The sequence below is a fragment of the Kitasatospora sp. NBC_01539 genome, assembly GCF_045040525.1.
Classification (GTDB): domain Bacteria; phylum Actinomycetota; class Actinomycetes; order Streptomycetales; family Streptomycetaceae; genus Kitasatospora.
In genome coordinates this window covers 5,017,638-5,036,294 of record NZ_CP109390.1, presented here as the reverse complement: position 1 = coordinate 5,036,294, position 18,657 = coordinate 5,017,638, and the positions used below count along the sequence as shown (strand labels likewise).

General features: G+C 73.9%; 19 protein-coding genes. 10 read left to right on the top strand and 9 right to left on the bottom strand.

The genetic code is table 11. The features are described from left to right. Positions 1-182: 182 nt before the first annotated feature. The gene (locus OG335_RS21825; protein ID WP_405012808.1) at positions 183-824 is read left to right on the top strand and encodes a TetR family transcriptional regulator; all 642 of its coding nucleotides are present in this window, start codon (positions 183-185) and stop codon (positions 822-824) included. A gap of 185 nt (positions 825-1,009) precedes the next feature. Here the strand turns inward: OG335_RS21825 and OG335_RS21820 are convergent, their stop codons facing one another. The 6 genes from OG335_RS21820 to OG335_RS21795 form a co-directional block, all read right to left on the bottom strand. Then, on the bottom strand, positions 1,010-1,954 hold the full coding sequence (locus OG335_RS21820) for a beta-ketoacyl-ACP synthase III (RefSeq protein ID WP_405012807.1): 945 nt from the start codon (positions 1,952-1,954) through the stop codon (positions 1,010-1,012). 105 nt (positions 1,955-2,059) lie between these two features. Beyond that, on the bottom strand, positions 2,060-2,992 hold the full coding sequence (locus OG335_RS21815; RefSeq protein ID WP_405012806.1) for a hypothetical protein: 933 nt from the start codon (positions 2,990-2,992) through the stop codon (positions 2,060-2,062). Positions 2,993-3,204: 212 nt separating this feature from the next. Further along, entirely contained in the window at positions 3,205-4,368 is a 1,164-nt protein-coding gene (mqnE, locus tag OG335_RS21810) for an aminofutalosine synthase MqnE (RefSeq protein WP_405012805.1), read from the bottom strand. An 89-nt stretch (positions 4,369-4,457) separates the two neighbouring features. After that, positions 4,458-5,420, bottom strand: coding sequence for a threonine/serine dehydratase (locus tag OG335_RS21805; RefSeq protein WP_405012804.1), 963 nt, complete (start codon positions 5,418-5,420; stop codon positions 4,458-4,460). Positions 5,421-5,447: 27 nt separating this feature from the next. After that, positions 5,448-5,909, bottom strand: coding sequence for an Lrp/AsnC family transcriptional regulator (locus tag OG335_RS21800; protein ID WP_405012803.1), 462 nt, complete (start codon positions 5,907-5,909; stop codon positions 5,448-5,450). A 120-nt stretch (positions 5,910-6,029) separates the two neighbouring features. Next, a complete protein-coding gene (locus OG335_RS21795; RefSeq protein WP_405012802.1) occupies positions 6,030-6,713 on the bottom strand; it encodes a UbiX family flavin prenyltransferase in 684 nt (227 codons plus the stop codon). Between the two features lie 63 nt (positions 6,714-6,776). Between OG335_RS21795 and OG335_RS21790 the strand changes: the two genes are divergently transcribed. After that, positions 6,777-7,517 carry a cyclase family protein gene (locus OG335_RS21790; RefSeq protein WP_405012801.1) on the top strand — a complete coding sequence of 247 codons (741 nt, stop codon included), beginning with the start codon at positions 6,777-6,779 and terminating at the stop codon, positions 7,515-7,517. Positions 7,518-7,605: 88 nt separating this feature from the next. Beyond that, complete coding sequence (locus OG335_RS21785; protein WP_405012800.1) at positions 7,606-8,319, top strand: MOSC domain-containing protein; 714 nt, start codon at positions 7,606-7,608, stop codon at positions 8,317-8,319. Positions 8,320-8,376: 57 nt separating this feature from the next. Here the strand turns inward: OG335_RS21785 and OG335_RS21780 are convergent, their stop codons facing one another. After that, positions 8,377-8,760, bottom strand: coding sequence for a VOC family protein (locus tag OG335_RS21780; protein WP_405012799.1), 384 nt, complete (start codon positions 8,758-8,760; stop codon positions 8,377-8,379). 253 nt (positions 8,761-9,013) lie between these two features. On the opposite strand from OG335_RS21780, the gene OG335_RS21775 reads away from it, so the two are divergent. From OG335_RS21775 to OG335_RS21750, 6 genes are read left to right on the top strand one after another with little or no spacing between them, the layout of a single operon-like run. After that, positions 9,014-9,766, top strand: coding sequence for a GntR family transcriptional regulator (locus OG335_RS21775; RefSeq protein ID WP_405012798.1), 753 nt, complete (start codon positions 9,014-9,016; stop codon positions 9,764-9,766). 9 nt (positions 9,767-9,775) lie between these two features. Then, positions 9,776-10,003 (top strand): ferredoxin family protein, encoded by a 228-nt coding sequence (locus OG335_RS21770; protein WP_405012797.1) that lies wholly within the window; start codon positions 9,776-9,778, stop codon positions 10,001-10,003. Between the two features lie 11 nt (positions 10,004-10,014). Beyond that, entirely contained in the window at positions 10,015-11,406 is a 1,392-nt protein-coding gene (locus tag OG335_RS21765) for an ABC transporter substrate-binding protein (RefSeq protein ID WP_405012796.1), read from the top strand. Continuing rightward, a complete protein-coding gene (locus OG335_RS21760; RefSeq protein WP_405012795.1) occupies positions 11,403-12,248 on the top strand; it encodes an ABC transporter permease in 846 nt (281 codons plus the stop codon). The genes OG335_RS21765 and OG335_RS21760 overlap by 4 nt, the downstream gene beginning before the upstream one ends. Continuing rightward, positions 12,245-12,970, top strand: a complete 726-nt coding sequence (locus OG335_RS21755) for an ABC transporter ATP-binding protein (RefSeq protein ID WP_405012794.1) — start codon at positions 12,245-12,247, stop codon at positions 12,968-12,970. The genes OG335_RS21760 and OG335_RS21755 overlap by 4 nt, the downstream gene beginning before the upstream one ends. Positions 12,971-13,017: 47 nt before the next feature. Continuing rightward, positions 13,018-15,693 (top strand): fumarate reductase/succinate dehydrogenase flavoprotein subunit, encoded by a 2,676-nt coding sequence (locus OG335_RS21750; RefSeq protein ID WP_405012793.1) that lies wholly within the window; start codon positions 13,018-13,020, stop codon positions 15,691-15,693. Between the two features lie 23 nt (positions 15,694-15,716). On the opposite strand, the gene mqnP is transcribed toward OG335_RS21750, so the two are convergent. Together mqnP and OG335_RS21740 are read right to left on the bottom strand one after the other, a co-directional pair. Next, complete coding sequence (gene mqnP / locus OG335_RS21745; RefSeq protein ID WP_405012792.1) at positions 15,717-16,616, bottom strand: menaquinone biosynthesis prenyltransferase MqnP; 900 nt, start codon at positions 16,614-16,616, stop codon at positions 15,717-15,719. After that, entirely contained in the window at positions 16,613-18,070 is a 1,458-nt protein-coding gene (locus OG335_RS21740; RefSeq protein ID WP_405012791.1) for a menaquinone biosynthesis decarboxylase, read from the bottom strand. The genes mqnP and OG335_RS21740 overlap by 4 nt, the downstream gene beginning before the upstream one ends. A gap of 79 nt (positions 18,071-18,149) precedes the next feature. Between OG335_RS21740 and OG335_RS21735 the strand changes: the two genes are divergently transcribed. Beyond that, on the top strand, positions 18,150-18,530 hold the full coding sequence (locus OG335_RS21735) for a PLD nuclease N-terminal domain-containing protein (protein WP_405012790.1): 381 nt from the start codon (positions 18,150-18,152) through the stop codon (positions 18,528-18,530). Positions 18,531-18,657: the final 127 nt, after the last annotated feature.

Sequence of the window (18,657 nt, the reverse complement as noted above, 5' to 3'; positions counted from 1 at the left end):
TCACTGCGTGTCATCCGACCAACCCTCAGCAGACCGGTCGTCACGCTGTGGGGTCATCAGTGCACGGGGGGGCTGCAAGGTGATCGCTGAATATCCGTCCGGCCCCTTCCATTACCACCCCGGGCGGCGTAATAGTCGCATCACCGAATCGCGGCAAGATCGTGCCACGGTAAGCTGACGGCATGACAGGACAAGTTCGCACCGTCGACGGTCGCGTCGCCGGGCGACGCGGACAGGAGACGCGGCAGAAGCTGCTCGACTGCCTCCGCGAGATGCTCAGCACGTCGCCTTACCGGGACGTCAAGGTCATCGACGTCGCCCGTATGGCGGGTACCTCCCCCGCGACCTTCTACCAGTACTTCCCGGATGTCGAGGGCGCTGTCCTCGAGATCGCCGAGGAAATGGCCGAGGACAGCGGCGGGCTCAAAGAGCTCGTCGAAGGAAAGTCCTGGGCGGGAAAGACCGGCGCCGCCACTTCGGAAGATCTGGTGGACGGTTTCCTCGCCTTCTGGCGCAAGAACGATGCCATTCTCCGGGTGGTGACTCTCGGTGCTGCCGAAGGGGACAAACGGTTCTTCAAGATCCGTATGAAGGTCCTCAACTCGGTCGTCGCACCGCTCACCGAGGCCGTCCGGACGAACCACGGGAAGTCCGACACCACGATCGATCCGGCCGCGGTGGCGGGATCGCTGGTCTCGCTCCTGGCCTCCGCGGCCGAGCACCAGAAGGCGTTCACCTCCTGGGGCGTGAAGGTCAAGGACCTCAAGCCCAACCTCGCGCTCCAGGTCTACCTGGGCGTCGCGGGCAGGAAGCCGCCGAAGTAGGCGGCCCCACCACCCACCCGTCAGCTCGCACGGACGACCCCGGTTTCCTGTCCGGGGCGGGGCGGACGGCGGCCGTGTCCTCGGGGGAGGTTCGCCGACGTACCGCGACGTGCCCGACCAGCAGTGGGGCGCCGGAATCACTGATTCCGGCGCCCCACTGCCGCTGTCCGTGCCCACCGCGCCCGCTACGGGCAGCGCACCACCTGGCCGGCGTACGCCAGGCCGCCGCCGAAGCCGAAGAGCAGCACCGGGTCGCCCGGGCGGAGCTCGCCGCGCTCCACCAGCTTGCTGAGCGCCAGCGGGATCGAGGCGGCCGAGGTGTTGCCCGAGTCGACCACGTCCCGGGCGACGACGGTGTCCGGGCCGACGCCGAGCTTGGAGGCGATGGCGTCGATGATCCGCAGGTTGGCCTGGTGCGCGACGAAGCCGCGCAGCTCGGACGGCTCGATGCCGGCCCTGCGGCAGGTCTCGCGGGCCAGCGGGGCGATCTTCGTGGTGGCCCAGCGGAACACCGCCTGGCCCTGCTGGCTGATGGTCGGGTCCCAGCCGGTGATGACGACGGCGTCGCCCTTCTCGGGCTCGGAGCCCCACACCACCGGGCCGATCCCGGCCTCCTCGTCCGGCACGGCCTCCACCACCGCGGCGCCGGCGCCGTCCCCGAAGATCACGCAGGTGGTGCGGTCGGTCCAGTCGATGGTGTCGGACATCCGCTCGGCGCCGATCACCAGGGCCCGGGTGGCCGCGCCGGCGCGGATCGCGTGGTCGGCGGTGGCCAGCGCGTACGAGAAGCCCGAGCAGACCGTGTTGATGTCGTACGCGGCCGGGGCGGTGATCCCCAGCCGGGCGGCGACGGCTGCGGCGGTGTTGGGGCTGCGCTCCACGGCGGTGCAGGTGGCGACGACGACGAGGTCGACCTCCTGCGGCTGTCGGCCGGAGGCGGCGAGGGCCTTCTGGGCGGCTTCGGTGGCGAGGTCCACCAGGGTCTCGTCGACCGCGATGTGCCTGGTGCGGACGCCGACCCGGGAGCGGATCCACTCGTCGTCGGTGTCGACCAGCGTCGCCAGGTCGTCGTTGGTGAGGACCTTGGGCGGCTGGTAATGGCCGAGCGAAACGATACGGGAGGCGGTCATACATCAACTCAACCCGGTTACCGGCCAGTCTCCCGGTGACGCTCCGGCACAGTATCGGGGGGAGTTAGCTGTAGGAGGGCGACAACTCCGCCCAAACCGTCCGGGTCAGGCCGCCAGGGCCGCGGCGTCGCCCATGGCGATCACCGGGTGGGCCGCCGGGTCCAGCGTCCGGATGAGTTCGATCATGTCGGGCTCGGCCAGCGAGACGCAGGCGTGGGTCGGACCGCCGTGGTCGACGTGCAGCCAGACGCCGCCGCCCTTGGCCTTGCCCTCGGGGTACGCGGTGTCGAGCGGGGAGCGGCCCTCCACCCGGTTGTAGTTGATCGCGACCACGTAGTCGAAGGAGCCGGCCAGCTGCTCGCCGTTGAAGCCGCGGCCCCCGACGACGAAGCCGGGGTCCTTGTCGTACGGCAGCCGGCTGCCCGGGTCGGCCTTGCGGCCGCCGGCGTCGGTGAGGCCGAAGACGCCGATCGGGCTGTGCAGGTCGCCGGCCTTCTTCTGGGCGGACCAGCCCTTGTAGCCGTTGTGCGCCGCCCAGGCCCTGCCGGGCTTCCAGCGGCCCTCGACGGTGCGGGTCCACAGGGTGACGGTGGTGTCGGAGGAGTCCTCGCCCTGGCCGGAGGCCAGCACGACCTGGGTGGTCTCCGCCGGGATCTTCGCCAGGAACGCCGGGCCGAGGCCGGGGATGGCCGCCACTGTGCCGTCGTTCCGGTCGGAGCGGTCGGCGGCGCCCGGGCCCTCGGTGTGGTCGCCGGCGGACACCGGGGCGACGTCGGCCTGCTGCGCGGCGCTCTCGTCGCGGTCGGGGGCGCCGGCCGCGCTGATCACCGGCAGCGACCGCCCGGCACCGACGGTGAACCAGCCGGCGGCGGCCGCCAGGAGGACCGCGGTGCCGCCCATCAGGGCGCGTCCGCGGCGGCGGGGCTTCACCCGGCGCCGATGCCCGCGCTGCCGCGCCGTCTGCCCCTCCGCACTGCTGCGGGGGCCCGGCACGTCGGCCGAGCGGCGGTGTACGGAGGCGCGATGGGAACCGGACATGGGGACGATCCTCCCAAAGTCCCGGGCCGGAACGAAACCCGGGGCGTGTGGTGAGCCTGTGAGCATACGCGTTCCGTGGGGTGGCAAGGCCGTGTCCGGGGCGGCCGGGGCGCTCCGTGCGGGGTGCGCGCGGGACCGGGGCGCACGGGTGCCGGACACGCGCCGGGGCCCGTCGGCGGGGTGCCGACGGGCCCCGGGCGGACGGGTCGCGGTCAGAGGCGCATGGCCTGCGGGGTCTCGCGGCGGCCGAGGTCCGGGCCGTCGTACTCGCGGATGACCTCGTAGCGGGTGTTGCGCTCGACCGGGCGGAAGCCGGCGTCGCGGATGAGGTCGAGCAGGTCGTCGCGGCCGAGCTTGTTCGGGGTGCCGAAGTTGTCCGCGTCGTGGGTGATCTTGTACTCGACGACCGAGCCGTCCATGTCGTCCGCGCCGTGGCTGAGCGCCAGCTGGGCGGTGGTGACGCCGTGCATCACCCAGAAGACCTTGACGTGCGGCACGTTGTCGAACAGCAGCCGGGAGACGGCGAAGGTCTTCAGCGCCTCGGCGCCGGTCGCCATCTCGGTGCGCTCCATCAGGCGGTTGCGGACGATGCCGTCCTTGGAGTCGTGGAAGTCGTGCTGGTAGCGCAGCGGGATGAAGACCTGGAAGCCGCCGGTCTCGTCCTGCAGCTCGCGCAGGCGCAGCACGTGGTCGACCCGGTGGCGGGGCTCCTCGATGTGCCCGTACAGCATGGTGCACGGGGTCTTGAGGCCCTTCTCGTGCGCCAGGCGGTGGATCCGCGACCAGTCCTCCCAGTGGGTGGCGTGGTCGACGATGTGCTGCCGGACCTCCCAGTCGAAGATCTCCGCGCCGCCGCCGGTGAGCGACTCCAGGCCGGCGTCGATCAGCTCGTCGAGGATCTCGCTCGCCGAGAGGCCGCTGATCTTCTCGAACCAGTGGATCTCGGTGGCGGTGAAGGCCTTGAGGGAGACGTTCGGCAGGGCGCTCTTCAGTTCGCGCAGCGACCGCGGGTAGTAGCGCCAGGGCAGCGTCGGGTGGAGGCCGTTGACGATGTGCAGCTCGGTGAGGGAGTCGACCTCCATGGCCTTCGCCAGGCGGACGGCCTCCTCGATGCGCATGGTGTACGCGTCCTTCTCGCCCGGCTTGCGCTGGAACGAGCAGTACGCGCAGGACGCGGCGCACACGTTGGTCATGTTGAGGTGGCGGTTGACGTTGAAGTGGACGACGTCGCCGTTCTTGACCGTCCGCACGTGGTGCGCCAGGCCGCCCAGCCAGGCCAGGTCGTCGCTCTCGTAGAGGGCGATGCCGTCCTCGCGGGTCAGCCGTTCACCCGCGTAGACCTTCGCCTCCAGCTCGCGCTTGAGCCCTGCGTCCATGCGGTGACCAGCCTCCTCCGACTTCGAATCCTTGCCGGAACGAGACTACGCCCACGCACGCCGGGGGGAACGGCAGGGGCGCGCGAACCCTAGCGGGCGAGGAGTTCGGCGAGGAGCTTCGGCTCGATGTTGCCGCCGCTGACGACGGCCGCGAAGACCCGGCCGGCGATCTCGCCCGCCCGGTGGAAGTACCCGGCGGCGGCGACCGCGCCGGACGGCTCGGCGACCAGCCGGCCGCGGCGGGCCAGCAGGGCGACGGTGTCGCGGATCTCGTCCTCCGTCACGGTGACGATGTCGTCGACGTACGCCTGCAGGTGCTGGAAGGGCAGCACGCCGACGGTCGGGGTGCGCAGCCCGTCGGCGATGGTGCGGTAGGTGTCCTCGACCGGCCAGGCGAGGTGCTCGCCGGCCCGGAAGCTGGCCTGCGCGTCGGCCGCGAGCGCGGGCTCGACGCCGACCACCCGGACGCCGGGGCAGGTCAGCTTGAGCGCGGCCGCCGTGCCGGAGATGAGGCCGCCGCCGCTGACCGGCACCAGCACGGTGTCGAGCTCGTCGGGGGCGTCCTCGCCGATCTCCAGGCCGACGGTGCCCTGCCCGGCGATGATGTACGGGTCGTCGTACGGCGGCACCCAGACGTAGCCGTGCTGTTCGACGAGTTCGGCGGGGAGGGTGTCGCGCTCGCCCGGCGGCACGAGGACCACCTCGGCGCCGAAGCCCCGGGTGTTCTCGACCTTGACGGCCGGGGAGGTGTCCGGCATGACGATGACGGCCTTGATGCCGAGCAGCCCGGCGGCGTACGCCACCGCCTGCGCGTGGTTGCCGCTGGACTGCGCGACGACGCCGCGGGCCCGCTCCTCGGCGGTCATCGCCGCGAGCCGGTTGTAGGCGCCGCGCAGTTTGAACGCGCCGGTCGGCTGGAGGCTCTCGGGCTTGAGCCAGAGCCGGCGGGCGCCGTCCGCCGCCCAGGGGCAGGGCAGCAGCGGGGTCCGCACCGCGACTCCGGCGATCCGCTGCTGCGCGGCGCGCAGCTCCTCCAGGCCGACCAGCGTCATCCCGTCACTCCTCCGTCGTCCGGCCGGTCACTCGGCGCTGCCCAGCGGCATGTCGGTGACCCGGTTCTCCCACTTGGTGGACAGTACGACCGTGGTGCGCGTCCGGGCCACGCCCTTCGTGCCGGACAGCCGCTTGACGACCGATTCCAGTCCTTCGACGTCCGGGACGCGCACCTTGAGCATGTAGGAGTCGTCGCCGGCGATGAACCAGCAGTCCTCGACCTCGGGGAGGTCCTTGAGGCGGTGTGCGACGTCCTCGTGGTCGGCGGCGTCGGTGAGCTGAAGACCGATCAGGGCGGTCACGCCGAAGCCCAGCGAGGCCGGGTTGACGGTGGCGCGGTAGCCGGTGATCACCCCGGCCTGCTCCAGCCGGTTGATGCGGTCCGTCACGCTGGGCCCGGACAGGCCCACGAGTCGGCCGAGTTCCGCGTAGGAGGCGCGGCCGTTCTCCCGCAGTGCCTGGATGAGCTGTCTGTCCACTGTGTCCATATACCTGCCAGCGCCCTTCCGAACCTCACCGGACCGAGAGATCATTATCCGGATTCGAAGGCGCCGTGCGCGGATCGACCCGGATATCGCAAAGAACATACTCTCCCGATCCGCGCCCTCTCACTCAGCCCGGGCCGCTGCCCCGAGCTCGCCCTCCCAGCGGCGGTAGAGCGTGTGCGGCACGCCCGCCGCGTCGAGCACCCGGCCGGCGACGAAGTCGACCAGTTCGCGGGCGGTGGAGCCGCCCGCGTAGAAGCCCGGCGAGGCGGGGAGCACCACGGCGCCCTGCGCGTCCAGTTCGACCAGGTGCTTCAGCGTCACCCCATTGAGGGGGGTCTCGCGCAGGCACACCACCAGCGGCCGGCGCTCCTTGAGGGTGACGCTCGCGGCCCGCTGGAGCAGGTCCTTGCTGAGGCCGAGCGCGATGCCGGCCACGGCGCCGGTGGTCGCGGGGACGACGAGCATGCCCTTGGCCGGGTACGAGCCGGAGGAGGGCCCGGCCGCGAAGTCCCCGGCCGCCCAGTACCGCACGTCGCCGGGCACCTCGCCGGACACCTCCCCGGCGGGCCCCTGCGGCCCGGCCGGTCCGGTGCCGAGCCAGGCCGCCAGGTCGGTGCGCCAGTGCGCGTCGCGGAAGGAGATGCCGGTCTCGTCGAGGATGGTCAGCCGGGCGGCCCGGCTCACCACCAGGTCGACGGCCTCGCCGGCCGCCAGCAGCGCCCGGAGCACCGACGCGGCGTACGGCGTGCCCGACGCCCCGGAGACCCCGACCACCCACGGCCTGCGTACCTGCTGATCACTCATGTGCCCGACGATAGACCGGCGCACCGCTGCGGCGGCGGGGCCGGGCGGGGCAGGATGGACGGCATGGCGCCCACGCTGATCGACCTCACCCATCCGGTCACCACCGGCATGCCGGTCTACCCCGGCGACCCGGAGGTGGACCTCCGGCCGGCCCTGACGACGGCGGGCGCCGGGGTCAACGTGCTGGCGCTGCACCTGGGTTCGCAGTCGGGTACGCACGTGGACGCGCCGTACCACGTGGACGTCACCTGGCCGACGCTGGACGGGCTGCCGCTGGAGCTGTTCACCGGCCCCGCCGTGGTCGCCGACCTGCGCGGGCTCGCCCCCCGCACCGGGGTGACCGCCGACCTGCTCGCGCCCGCGCTGGCCCGCTGCACGGCGGGCACCGTGCTGCTGCTGGCGACCGGCTGGCCGCGGCACTGGGGCACCGACCACTACCTGGCGCACCCCTATCTGACGCCCGACGCGGCGGAGGCGATCACCGGGGCGGGGGTGCGGACGGTCGGGGTGGACGCGCTCTCGGTGGACCGGACGCCCGAGCCGGGCCCGGCCGACCCGGCGGTGGCCGCGCTGCTGGCGGAGCTCGCGGACGAGCACGACCCGACGGCCGAGCCGCCGAGCCTGGCCGCGCACCGGGTGCTGCTGGGCGGCGGGGGCGGCGGGGTGATCGCGGAGAACCTCACCGACCTGACGCCGCTGCTGGCCGCGCAGGAGGCCGGGGCCGCGCTGGAGGTGTCGCTGTTCCCGCTGCGGCTCGCGGCGGCGGACGGCGCTCCGGTACGGGCGGTGGCCCGGGTCGGCTGACGGCGTGTGAGGAGGAGTGCGGGGGCGGGCCGGAGGGCCTCCACGACAGGTCTAGACCATGCGCCGGGTGCCCGGCTACGCTCCCTGCATGGCAGAGATCTCCGGGGTCGTCGAGCGGATCTGGCGCTACCCGGTCAAGTCCACCGGCGGCGAACCCCTCGACTCCGTCGAGGTGGACGGACGCGGCCTCGCCGGCGACCGCCTGTACGCCGTCCGGGACGGCGCCGGCCGACTCGGATCCGGCAAGAACACCCGCCGCTTCCGCCGGATGGACGGCCTCCTGCGGCTCGGCTCGCGCCTCGGCCACCGCCTCGACGGGCCCGAACTCCTCGACCCGCTCGGCCACCGCGTCGAGGACCCGGACACCTTCCTCCGCGCCTACCTCGAACGCGACGACGTCGCCCTCGCCCGCGAGGACGCCGTCTCCCACTTCGACCAGCTGCCGGTCTCCGTGCTCACCACCGCCACCCTCGACTGGGTGCGCGCCGCCGCCCCCGACGCCGCGGTCGACGAGCGGCGCTTCCGCCCCAACCTGCTGGTCCGGACCCCGCCCGGCACCCCGCCGTTCGTCGAGGACACCTGGTTCGGCCGGGAGGGCCGGGCCGGCGACGGCGTCCGGCTGGCCTTCGTCCGCTCCAGCGAACGCTGCGCCATGGCCGGCCTCGCCCAGCCCGGCCTGCCGCACGCCCCCGGGATCCTCCGGGCCGTCACCCAGGGCCACGAGGGCCGGCTCGACGCGCTGGCCACCGTCGCCCGGCCCGGCCGCCTCCGGGTCGGCGACACCCTCGCCTTCACCACCTGAGGCATCCCGAGGCCTCCCGCAGTCCCGCGAGCCCGCACGCCCGGACGGCCGGGACGGTCAGGACGTGCCGCCACCCGGGCCGACCAGGCAGAACGGGTGCCCCGCCGGATCCAGGAACACCCGCCAGCCGGCCTCCCCGGCCTTCCGGACCGCACCCAGCTCGACGACCCGCCGCTCGGCGGCGTCCAGGTCCTCGACGTCGATGTCGAGGTGCATCTGCTGCGGGTGGGCCGGGTCCGGCCACATCGGCGGCCGGTAGTCCTCCACCCGCTGGAACGCCAGCACCTCACCGCCCGGCGTGTGCACGGTCGACCACTCCGCGTCCACCGACCAGCGCGGGTCCGGCCGGTCGACCTCACCGCCCAGCACGGTCGCGTAGAAGTGCGCCAGCCCCGCCGGGTAGTGGCAGTCCAGCACCACGCACTGCAGCTTGCCGATCATCGGTCCACACTCCTCGGGGTCGCGGCCGGTCCTTCGCACCCTCCCATCTTTCCGCCCGGCGCCCCCGCAAGCAGGGCAGGCGGACCGGCCCGGGTGGCACATCACCCGCGGCGCACCCGCCCCGGCCAGGTCAGGGCCGCAGCGGACGGCCCGTCAGGTGGCGTAATGCTCCGGCAACCCGGCCGCCATCGGACCGCCCCTAGGGTCGTCCCCGGCCGCACCGAGCCCGTACCGACCGCCCCCGGGAGCCCCGATGACCAGCGACAACCCCGCCCTGCCCGGCGCCCGGCGGCTGCGCGCCGACCGTGCCCGCCAGGTCGCGGACGTGCTGCGCCGCCAGGTGCTCGGCGGGGCGTACACCGCCGGGCCGCTGCCGCACGAGGACGTGCTCGCGGAGGAGTTCGGCGCATCCCGGAACACCGTGCGGGAAGCCCTCGACCTGCTGCGCGGCGAAGGACTGGTGCGGCGCGTGCCGGGCTCGGGGACGATCGTGGTCGCCGACAAGGTGCCGCACGGACTCAACCGCCTGCAGGGCCTCGCCGAGACGCTCCACGAGCACGGCGAGGTCGTCAACGAGGTCCGCGCCCTCGGGCCCGTCCGGGCGCCCGGCCCGGTCGCCCGCCGGCTCGGCCTGCCGGACGGCAGCGAGGTCGTCTACGTGGAACGGCTGCGCCGCCTCAACGGCCTGCCGCTCTCCCTCGACCTCACCTACCTGGCGCCCGACATCGGCGCCGGGCTCGACGCCGCCGACCTCGCCCACACCGACGTCTTCCGGCTGATCGAGGAGGCCGCCGGGCAGCCGCTCGGCGGCGCCGACATCACGCTGGAGGCCGTCAGCGCCGACGCGCACTCCGCAACCGTCCTCGAAGTCCCCCGCGGCGCCGCCCTGCTGATGCTGGAGCGGCTGACCACCCTCGCCGACGGGCGGCCCGTCGACCTCGAATACGTCCGCTTCCGCGGTGACCGGATCACCATGCAGGGCCGGCTGCTGCGCGACACCCCGTAGGAGCCCCCGTTGGCCCTCGCCGACCACCGCACCGACGTGCCCGTCACCATCGACGCCTCGCTGTGCATCGACGGCTGCACCCTGTGCGTCGAGATGTGCCCGCTGGACTCGCTGGCCATCGACCCCGACACGAACAAGGCCTTCATGCACGTCGACGAGTGCTGGTACTGCGGCCCGTGCGCCGCCCGCTGCCCCACCGGGGCCGTCACCGTCAACATGCCCTACCTGCTGCGCTGAGGAGCCCCCGCATGCACCGCCCCGGACCCCTGGCCCGCCTGCTGCCGGCCGCCGCCCTGCTCGTCGCCGCCACCGCGTGCTCCTCCGCCTCCGCCGGAACCTCCGGCACCGTCCGGGTGGTCGTCGGCTACCAGTCGAAGACCATCAACACCGTCACCGCCGGCACCCTGCTGCGCGCCCAGGGCTACCTGGAGCAGCGGCTCGCCGAGCAGGGCCGCCGGGACGGGCGGACGTACCAGGTCGTCTGGCAGGACTACGACTCGGGCGCGCCCATCACCGCCCAGATGCTCGCCGAGAAGATCGACATCGGGTCGATGGGCGACTACCCGCTGCTCATCAACGGCTCCCGCGCGCAGGAGGCCGGCGGGCCCGGCACCCGGCTGGTCTCCGTCACCGGCTACAACCTGCTCGGCGCCCTCAACGGCGTCGTCGTGCCGAACGGCTCCCCCGCGCACACCCTCGCCGACCTGAAGGGCAAGAAGGTCTCCACCTCGGTCGGTTCCGCCGCCGACGGCACCCTCGTCCAGGCACTGCGCAGGGCCGGGGTGCCCGACACCGGCATCCAGAAGCAGAACCAGCAGCCCGCCGTCGGCGCCTCCGCGCTCAAGGCGGGCAGCGTCGACGCGCTCGCGCAGTTCGTCGCCTGGCCCGGCGCGGTGGTCTTCGCCGGCGACGGGCACCTCCTCTACGACGGCGCCGCCCTCGGCCGCCCCACCCTGCACGGCGTGGTGATCCGGCAGAAGTACGGCACCGCCCACCCGGAGGTCGTCCAGGCCTTCCTGCACGCCCAGGCCGACGCCACCCGCTACCTCAACGAACACCCGCTGGACGCCAGCCGGAAGGTCGCCGAGGCCACCGGCCTGCCCGCCGAGGTCGTCCACCTCTACAACGGGCCCGACGGCATCGCCACCTTCGCCACCCCGCTGCGGCCCGACCTGCTGAACGCGCTCCGCCAGGACGTGCCGTTCCTCAAGTCGGTCGGCGTGCTCAAGGCGCTCGACGTCGACACGTTCGTCGACCCGTCGTACCTGGCCGCCGCCGCCCTGCCGGACGTCCCGCCCGCACGGATCACCGGCACCGACGAGGTCTGCGCGAAGCCCGTCACCGACCCCGGGCTCGCCGGGGAGATCTGGTACCAGGGCGAGGACGTCACCCACCCGGCCGCCGACCCCCGCTGCCTGCTGCGCGCCGTCCGGACGGCCACGGCCGCCGGGAAGAAGCTCCGCGCCGCCTACGTGCCGGACGCCGCGACCGGCACCCGCTGGTTCGCCGACAAGGACCACTGGGTGCTCGACGGCACCGCACTGCTGCCCTTCACCACCGAGGACGGCGTCCGCGCCCACCTCGCCGCCCACCCCGGCGCCCGCGCCGTCGGCTGGGACGAAGCCCTGGCGGCGGCATGAGCACCACCCTCCAGCGTCCCGGCGCCCCGCCGCGCACGGCCGCGCAGCGGCCCGCCCGCCCCGGCCGGGCCAGGCGCCGACTGCTGCGGACGGCCTCCCTGCTCGCCTTCGCCGGCCTGTGGCAGCTGCTGACCGCGCAGCACGTGCAGGCGTGGGTGCGCTTCGACCACCTGCCGACGGCCGTCCAGGTCGGGCAGGCCTTCGGCCGGCAGCTCGCCACCGGCCCGTACTGGCAGGACCTCGCCGACAGCCTCCGGCGGATCGGCACCGGCTTCCTGCTGGCCGCCGTGCTCGGGGTCGCGGTCGGCGTGCTCACCGCCCGCTCCCGGTGGGCCGCCGACCTGCTCGGGCCGGTGCTGGAGCTGATCCGGCCGATCCCGGCGATCGCCCTCGTCCCCGTGGCGATCATGCTGTTCCCGGAGAACGAGCAGGGCATCGTCTTCATCACCTTCACCGCGGCGTTCTTCCCGGTGACCGTCTCCACCCGGCACGCGGTGCGCGCCGTGCCGCCGCTCTGGGAGGACGCCGTCCGCACGATGGGCGGCGGCCGCGGCCGGGTGCTGCGCAGCGTGGTGCTGCCCGCGGCGCTGCCCGGCGTCGTCGGCGGCCTGTCGGTCGGCATCGGGGTGTCCTGGATCTGCGTGATCTCCGCGGAGATGGTCTCCGGCCAGTACGGGGTCGGCTACCGCACCTGGCAGGCGTACACCGTGCTCGACTACCCGGGGGTGTTCGTGGGGATGGCCACCATCGGCCTGCTCGGGTGGCTGACCTCGGGCGCCGTCGAGCTCACCGGCCGCCGGCTCACCGCCTGGCTGCCGCCGCGGACGGGAGGCGGGCGATGAGTCTGCGTCTGACGGCCCGCGGGCTGAGCCTCGGCCACCCCGGGCACCCGGTGCTCGACGGCGTCGACCTCGACGTCGGCCCCGGCGAGGTGCTGACCGTGGTCGGCTCCTCCGGCGGCGGCAAGTCGACCCTGCTGCGGGCGCTCGCCGGGCTGCTGCGCCCGAGCGGCGGCGAGCTGCTCGCGGACGGCGAGCCGCTGCGCGGGCCGGCCGCCGACCGCGCGCTGGTCTTCCAGGACGACGGGCTGCTGCCCTGGCGCAGCGTCCGGCGGAACGTCGAGCTGCCGCTGGCGGTGCGCCGGGTGCCGCGGGCGGAGCGGCGGGAGCCGGTCGCCGAGTGGATCGGCCGGGTCGGCCTGGAGGGCCTGGAGCGGCGGCTGCCCCGGGAGCTGTCCGGCGGGCAGCGTCAGCGCGTGCAGCTCGCCCGGGCGCTGGTGGGCTCGCCGCGGGCCGTCCTGATGGACGAGCCGTTCGGCGCGCTCGACGCGCAGACCCGCGCCGCGATGCAGCAGCTGCTGCTGACGGTGTGGGAACGGCAGCGGTGCACCGTCGTCTTCGTCACCCACGACGTGGACGAGGCGCTGCTGCTCGGCGACCGGATCGCCGTGCTGGGCGGCGGCACCCTCGCCGCCGTGCACGACGTGCCGCGGCCGCGCGACCCCGGCTCGCGCGCCGACCCGGCGGTGCGGCGGCTGCGCGAGACCGTCCTCGCCGCGCTGTGACCCGGCGCCGTCCCGGTGCGACCCCGACCCCCTGGAAGGAACCCCCCGTGGAGATCCCCGACCTCGCCGACGCCCGCCGCCTGCACTGCGACGTGCTGGTCGTCGGCGGCGGCACCGCAGGCTCGATGGCCGCGCTCAGCGCCGCCGAGGCCGGGGCCGACGTGCTGCTGCTGGAGAAGGCGCACGTGCGGCACTCCGGCGCCCTCGCCATGGGCATGGACGGCGTGAACAACGCCGTCGTGCCCGGCCGGGCCGACCCGGACGACTACGTCGCCGAGATCACCCGCGCCAACGACGGGATCGTCGACCAGCGCACCGTGCGGCAGACGGCCACCCGCGGCTTCGCCATGGTGCAGCGGCTGGAGCGGTACGGCGTGAAGTTCGAGAAGGACGAGTACGGCGAGTACCAGGTGCGCCAGGTGCACCGGTCGGGCAGCTACGTGCTGCCGATGCCGGAGGGCAAGGACGTCAAGAAGGTGCTCTACCGGGTGCTGCGGGAGCGCCGCATGCGGGAGCGGATCACCATCGAGAACCGCGTCATGCCGGTGCGGGTGCTGACCGCGGAGGGGCGGGCGGTCGGCGCGGCCGGCTTCGACACCCGGAGCGGGGAGTTCGTCGTGGTGTCGGCCGGGGCCGTCGTGCTGGCCACCGGCCCGTGCGGGCGCCTCGGGCTGCCCTCCAGCGGCTACCTGTACGGCACCTACGAGAACCCGACCAACGCGGGTGACGGCTACGCGATGGCCTACCACGCGGGGGCGGAGCTCAGCGGCATCGAGTGCTTCCAGATCAACCCGCTGATCAAGGACTACAACGGCCCGGCGTGCGCGTACGTCGCCAATCCGTTCGGCGGCTACCAGGTCAACCGGCACGGCGAGCGGTTCGTCGACTCCGACTACTGGTCGGGGCAGATGATGTCGGAGTTCGCCGCGGAGCTGGCCTCCGAGCGCGGCCCGGTCTACCTGCGCACCACCCACCTGCCGGAGGAGACCGTGCAGGCGCTGGAGTCGATCCTGCACACCACGGAGCGGCCCAGCCGCGGCACGTTCCACGCCGGGCGCGGGCACGACTACCGCACGCACGACGTCGAGATGCACATCTCCGAGATCGGCCTGTGCGGCGGCCACTCGGCGAGCGGCGTCTGGGTCGACGAGAACGCCGCCACCACGGTGCCCGGCCTGTACGCGGCCGGCGACCTCGCCTGCGTGCCGCACAACTACATGATCGGCGCGTTCGTCTTCGGCGACCTCGCCGGCAGCCACGCCGCCGCGCACCTGCCCCCGGAGCGCGCCGACCTCCCCGACGACCAGGTGAAGGCCGCCCACGCGCTCGTCTACCGCCCGCTGCACAACCCGGACGGTCCGCCGCAGCCGCAGGTCGAGTACAAGCTGCGGCGCTTCGTCAACGACTACGTCGCCCCGCCGAAGACCGGCGCCCGGCTCTCCGTCGCCCTCGACCACTTCGAGCGGATGCGGGGCGAGATCGCCGGCATGGGCGCCCGCACCCCGCACGAACTGATGCGCGCCGTCGAGGTCGACTTCATCCGGGACTGCGCCGAGATGGCCGCCCGCTCCTCGCTCGCCCGCGAGGAGAGCCGCTGGGGCCTCTACCACGACCGCGTCGACCACCCCGGGCGCGACGACGCCCGGTGGTTCCGCCACCTCAACCTGCGCCGCACCGCCGACGGCGCGATGGAGTTCCTGACCCGGCCGGTCGCGCCCTACCTGGTGCCGGTCGACGGCCTGGAGCCCCCCGGCGGCGACGTCGAACTGCTCGGCGAGGTGCACGCCCTGCTGGTGGGGCGCACCGGCGCCGCCACCACCGCCGCGCAGGACGGCCCGGCGGCCGCGGCCCCCGCCTCGCCGCGCCTGCTCGACCTGCTGCGCCTGGCCGACGAGCAGCCCGGCCTCGACCGGCTCGCCCCGTACCTCGCCGACCCGGCGGCCGACGTGCGCCGCACCGCCGTCGCCGTGCTCACCGAGACCGCGCCGGACGGCACCGGGCCGGCCCTCGCCGCGGCCCTGCACGACCCGGACGGGCGGGTGCGGGCCGCGGCCGTGGCCGGCCTCCGCGAACTCGCCGACGTGCTCGACCCGGCGCTCGGGGCGGCACTGGCAGGGGCGGCCGGCTCCCCCGACCCGGTCGTGCGGGCCGGTGTGCTGGAGCTGGGCCGGGCGCTGCGCACCGGCACCGGGGCGCTCTACACCGCCGGTCTCGCGGACGGCGCGGTGGCCGTGCGGCTGCAGGCGGTGCGCGGCCTCGTCTCGCTGGACGCGGCGGGCGGGCTCGCCGCCGCCGCAGCCGATCCCGCCCGCGAGGTGCGGGTCGCCGTCGGGGAGGGGCTCGGCACGGTCGGCGACCCGGCCGCCGAGGCGGTGCTGCTCGCCCTGGCCGCCGACCCCGATCCGCTGGTGCGGGCCGCCGCGTACGAGGGTGCCGCGGGGATCGGCTGCCCGCCCGCGCTGGCGGCGCTCGCGGGGCTGCCGGACGACGCCTGGCAGGTGCGGAAGGCCGCCGCCGGGGCGCTGGGCGCGGCCGGTGCGCTCACCCCGCTGCTGGCGCTGCTCGCCGACGCGAACGGCGACGTGCGGAAGGCCGCCGTCCGCGCGCTCGCCCCGCACGCGGCCGGCCCGGCATCCGCGGCGGCGCTGCGGGAGCGCCTCGCGGACCCCGACGCCGACGTCCGCGCCTACGCCCGTCTGGCGCTGCGGGAGGCCGCGGGGTGAGGTCCGCGGCCTCCCGGGGCGGGTCAGATCCGCAGGCCCCGGCTGACCAGGTCGATCAGGGTGAAGACGAAGAGCGAGATGCCGACGAAGCCGTTGGTGGTGAAGAAGGCCCGGTTGAGGCGGGAGAGGTCGCCGGGCTTCACGATCGAGTGCTCGTAGAGGAACGCCCCGACGACCACGGCGAGGCCGACCCAGAAGGCCGGGCCCGCGTCGGTGAGCAGGCCGTACCAGACGAGCAGGAGGGTGGTGACGGCGTGGCAGGCGCGGGCGCCGTACAGGGCGGCGGCGGTGCCGAAGCGGGCCGGCACGGAGCGGACGCCGTCCGCGCGGTCGGCGGCGACGTCCTGGCAGCCGAAGATCAGGTCGAAGCCGCCGATCCAGACGCCGACGGCGAGGCCCAGCACGACGGCGTCCCACGACCAGGTGCCGGTGACGGCGAGCCAGGCGCCGATCGGGCCGGCGGCCTGGGCGAGGCCCAGGATGGCGTGCGGGAAGTCGGTGAACCGCTTGCCGTACGGGTAGACCACCATCGGCACGACGGCGACCGGGGCGAGTGCCAGGCAGAGCGGGTTGAGCAGGGCGGCGGCGCCGAGGAAGACCACGAGGGCGATGCCGGAGCCGATGTACGCGGTGCGCAGGGAGACGGCGCCGGTGACGAGCTCCCGGCCGGCGGTACGGGGGTTCCGGGCGTCGATCTCGCGGTCGATGATGCGGTTGGCGGCCATGGCGAAGGTGCGCAGGCCGACCATGCAGACGGTGACGACGAACAGCTCGCCCCAGTGCACGCTGCGGTCGGCGAGGAACATCGCGGTGAGCGCGGCGATGTACGCGAAGGGCAGCGCGAACACCGAGTGCTCGATCATGACCAGCCGGAGGAAGGCCTTGACCTTGCCGGGCGGGACCTCGAAGGCGGCCGTGGTCACAGCCCGTACTCCTTCCAGCGCTTGGTGACGAGGGCGGCGGTCTCCGGGTCGGAGGCGACCATCTCGGGCCACCCGCCGTCGCGGGTGTAGCCCTCCTCGGGAAGCTTGCGGGTGGCGTCGATGCCGGCCTTGCCACCCCAGAACTGCTGGTACGAGGCGTGGTCGAGGTGGTCGACCGGGCCCTCGACGACGCTCAGGTCGCGGCTGTAGTCGGTGTTGCCGAGCGCCCGCCAGGCCACTTCCCGGTAGTCGTGCACATCGCAGTCGGCGTCGACCACGACGATCAGCTTGGTCAGCGACATCATGTGGGCGCCCCAGATGGCGTGCATGACCTTCTGGGCGTGCTTGGGGTACTTCTTGTCGATCGAGACGATCACGCAGTTGTGGAAGCCGCCGGCCTCGGGCAGGTCGTAGTCGACGATGTCCGGGATGATGATCTTGAGCAGTGGCAGGAAGAACCGCTCGGTGAACTTGCCGAGCGGGCCGTCCTCGGTCGGCGGCCGGCCGACGACGATCGACTGCAGGACCGGACGGCGGCGCATGGTCACGCAGTCGATGGTCAGCGCCGGGAACGGCTCCTGCGGGGTGTAGAAGCCCGTGTGGTCGCCGAACGGGCCCTCGGGCAGCATCTCGCCGGGCTCCAGCCAGCCCTCCAGCACCACCTCGGCGTCGGCCGGCACCTGCAGCGGGACGGTCCTGCAGTCGACCATCCGCACCCGCTCGCCCGCCACGAACCCCGCGAACAGGTACTCGTCGATGTCGCCGGGCAGCGGCGCGGTCGCCGCGTACGTCACGACGGGCGGGCAGCCGAAGGCGATCGCGACCGGCAGCCGCTCGCCACGGCCCGCGGCCACCGCGGCGTGGTTGCGGCTGTCCTTGTGGATCTGCCAGTGCATGCCGATGGTCCGCTTGTCGTGGCGCTGCAGCCGGTAGAGGCCGAGGTTGCGGATGCCGGAGTCCGGGTCCTTGGTGTGGGTCAGCCCCAGGTTGAAGAAGGAGCCGCCGTCGAGCGGCCAGGTGAAGAGGGCGGGCAGCTGGTCCAGGTCGACGTCGTCGCCGGTGAGCACCACCTCCTGCACGGGCGCGTCGCCGGGCTTCACGTGCTTCGGCGGCACGTGGGCCATCGAGGCGAGCTTGCCGAAGGCGTCCCGGAAGCCGGTGAAGCCCTGCGGCAGCTCGGGCTTCAGCAGGCCGGCGATCTTCTCGGAGATCTCGTCGGGCGACTTCAGGCCCAGCGCCTTGGCGAGGCGCCGCTCGGTGCCGAAGACGTTCATCGCGAGCGGCATCGCCGCGCCCTTGACGTTCTCGAAGAGCAGCGCCGGGCCCTTGGCCTTCTGGACCCGGTCGACGATCTCACCGACCTCCAGGTAGGGGTCCACCTCGGCCTTGATCCGCTTGAGGTCGCCCTCCCGCTCCAGAGCGCGGAGGAAGGAGCGGAGATCGTCGTATGCCATGCCAGTCAGTATCCGCCACCGGCTACCCTGGCCCCGCCAAGAGGGCCCTGTTCGACGTTCCCCGGGGGAGACCACCACCGTGCTGAGGATTCTGCCGCCACTGCTCATGCTCGCACTGTGGGTCGGCGCGTTCATCGACTGCCTGACCACGCCGGAGGACCGCGTCCGCCACCTGCCGAAGGTGGTGTGGGTGATCATCGTGCTGCTCTTCCCGCTGGTGGGCTCGATCGCGTGGCTGGTGGCGGGGAAGAACCGGGCCCGCGGGCCGCGGGAGCCGGCCGCCGGCGGCCCGCCGCGGGGCGGTTTCGTCGCCCCGGACGACAACCCCGAGTTCCTCGCCTCGCTGGGCCGCGACGACCGGCGGCACGAGGACATGCTCAAGGACTGGGAGTCCGACCTGCGCCGCCGCGAGGAGGAAATGCGCCGAAAGGACGAGCCCGAGGAAGGTCCTCGCGGCTGAGCGGATTTGGCGCTTCCCTACCATCTGCGCATCTTCCGGGGCAGGGCACCTGCAGGAACCGCACACCCCCGACCCGGCCTCCCGGCCGGGTTCTCCGCGCTGCCCGCGTGCCGTCCGCGGCGCCACT

Coding starts and splice junctions, on each gene's coding strand:
- OG335_RS21815 (WP_405012806.1), bottom strand. CDS start 2,992: ATGTCCGGTTCCCATCGCGCCTCCGTACACCGCCGCTCGGCCGACGTG.
- OG335_RS21790 (WP_405012801.1), top strand. CDS start 6,777: ATGGCGCCCACGCTGATCGACCTCACCCATCCGGTCACCACCGGCATG.
- OG335_RS21825 (WP_405012808.1), top strand. CDS start 183: ATGACAGGACAAGTTCGCACCGTCGACGGTCGCGTCGCCGGGCGACGC.
- OG335_RS21775 (WP_405012798.1), top strand. CDS start 9,014: ATGACCAGCGACAACCCCGCCCTGCCCGGCGCCCGGCGGCTGCGCGCC.
- OG335_RS21785 (WP_405012800.1), top strand. CDS start 7,606: ATGGCAGAGATCTCCGGGGTCGTCGAGCGGATCTGGCGCTACCCGGTC.
- OG335_RS21780 (WP_405012799.1), bottom strand. CDS start 8,760: ATGATCGGCAAGCTGCAGTGCGTGGTGCTGGACTGCCACTACCCGGCG.
- OG335_RS21765 (WP_405012796.1), top strand. CDS start 10,015: ATGCACCGCCCCGGACCCCTGGCCCGCCTGCTGCCGGCCGCCGCCCTG.
- OG335_RS21800 (WP_405012803.1), bottom strand. CDS start 5,909: ATGGACACAGTGGACAGACAGCTCATCCAGGCACTGCGGGAGAACGGC.
- OG335_RS21820 (WP_405012807.1), bottom strand. CDS start 1,954: ATGACCGCCTCCCGTATCGTTTCGCTCGGCCATTACCAGCCGCCCAAG.
- OG335_RS21805 (WP_405012804.1), bottom strand. CDS start 5,420: ATGACGCTGGTCGGCCTGGAGGAGCTGCGCGCCGCGCAGCAGCGGATC.
- mqnE (WP_405012805.1), bottom strand. CDS start 4,368: ATGGACGCAGGGCTCAAGCGCGAGCTGGAGGCGAAGGTCTACGCGGGT.
- OG335_RS21755 (WP_405012794.1), top strand. CDS start 12,245: ATGAGTCTGCGTCTGACGGCCCGCGGGCTGAGCCTCGGCCACCCCGGG.
- OG335_RS21795 (WP_405012802.1), bottom strand. CDS start 6,713: ATGAGTGATCAGCAGGTACGCAGGCCGTGGGTGGTCGGGGTCTCCGGG.
- OG335_RS21760 (WP_405012795.1), top strand. CDS start 11,403: ATGAGCACCACCCTCCAGCGTCCCGGCGCCCCGCCGCGCACGGCCGCG.
- OG335_RS21740 (WP_405012791.1), bottom strand. CDS start 18,070: ATGGCATACGACGATCTCCGCTCCTTCCTCCGCGCTCTGGAGCGGGAG.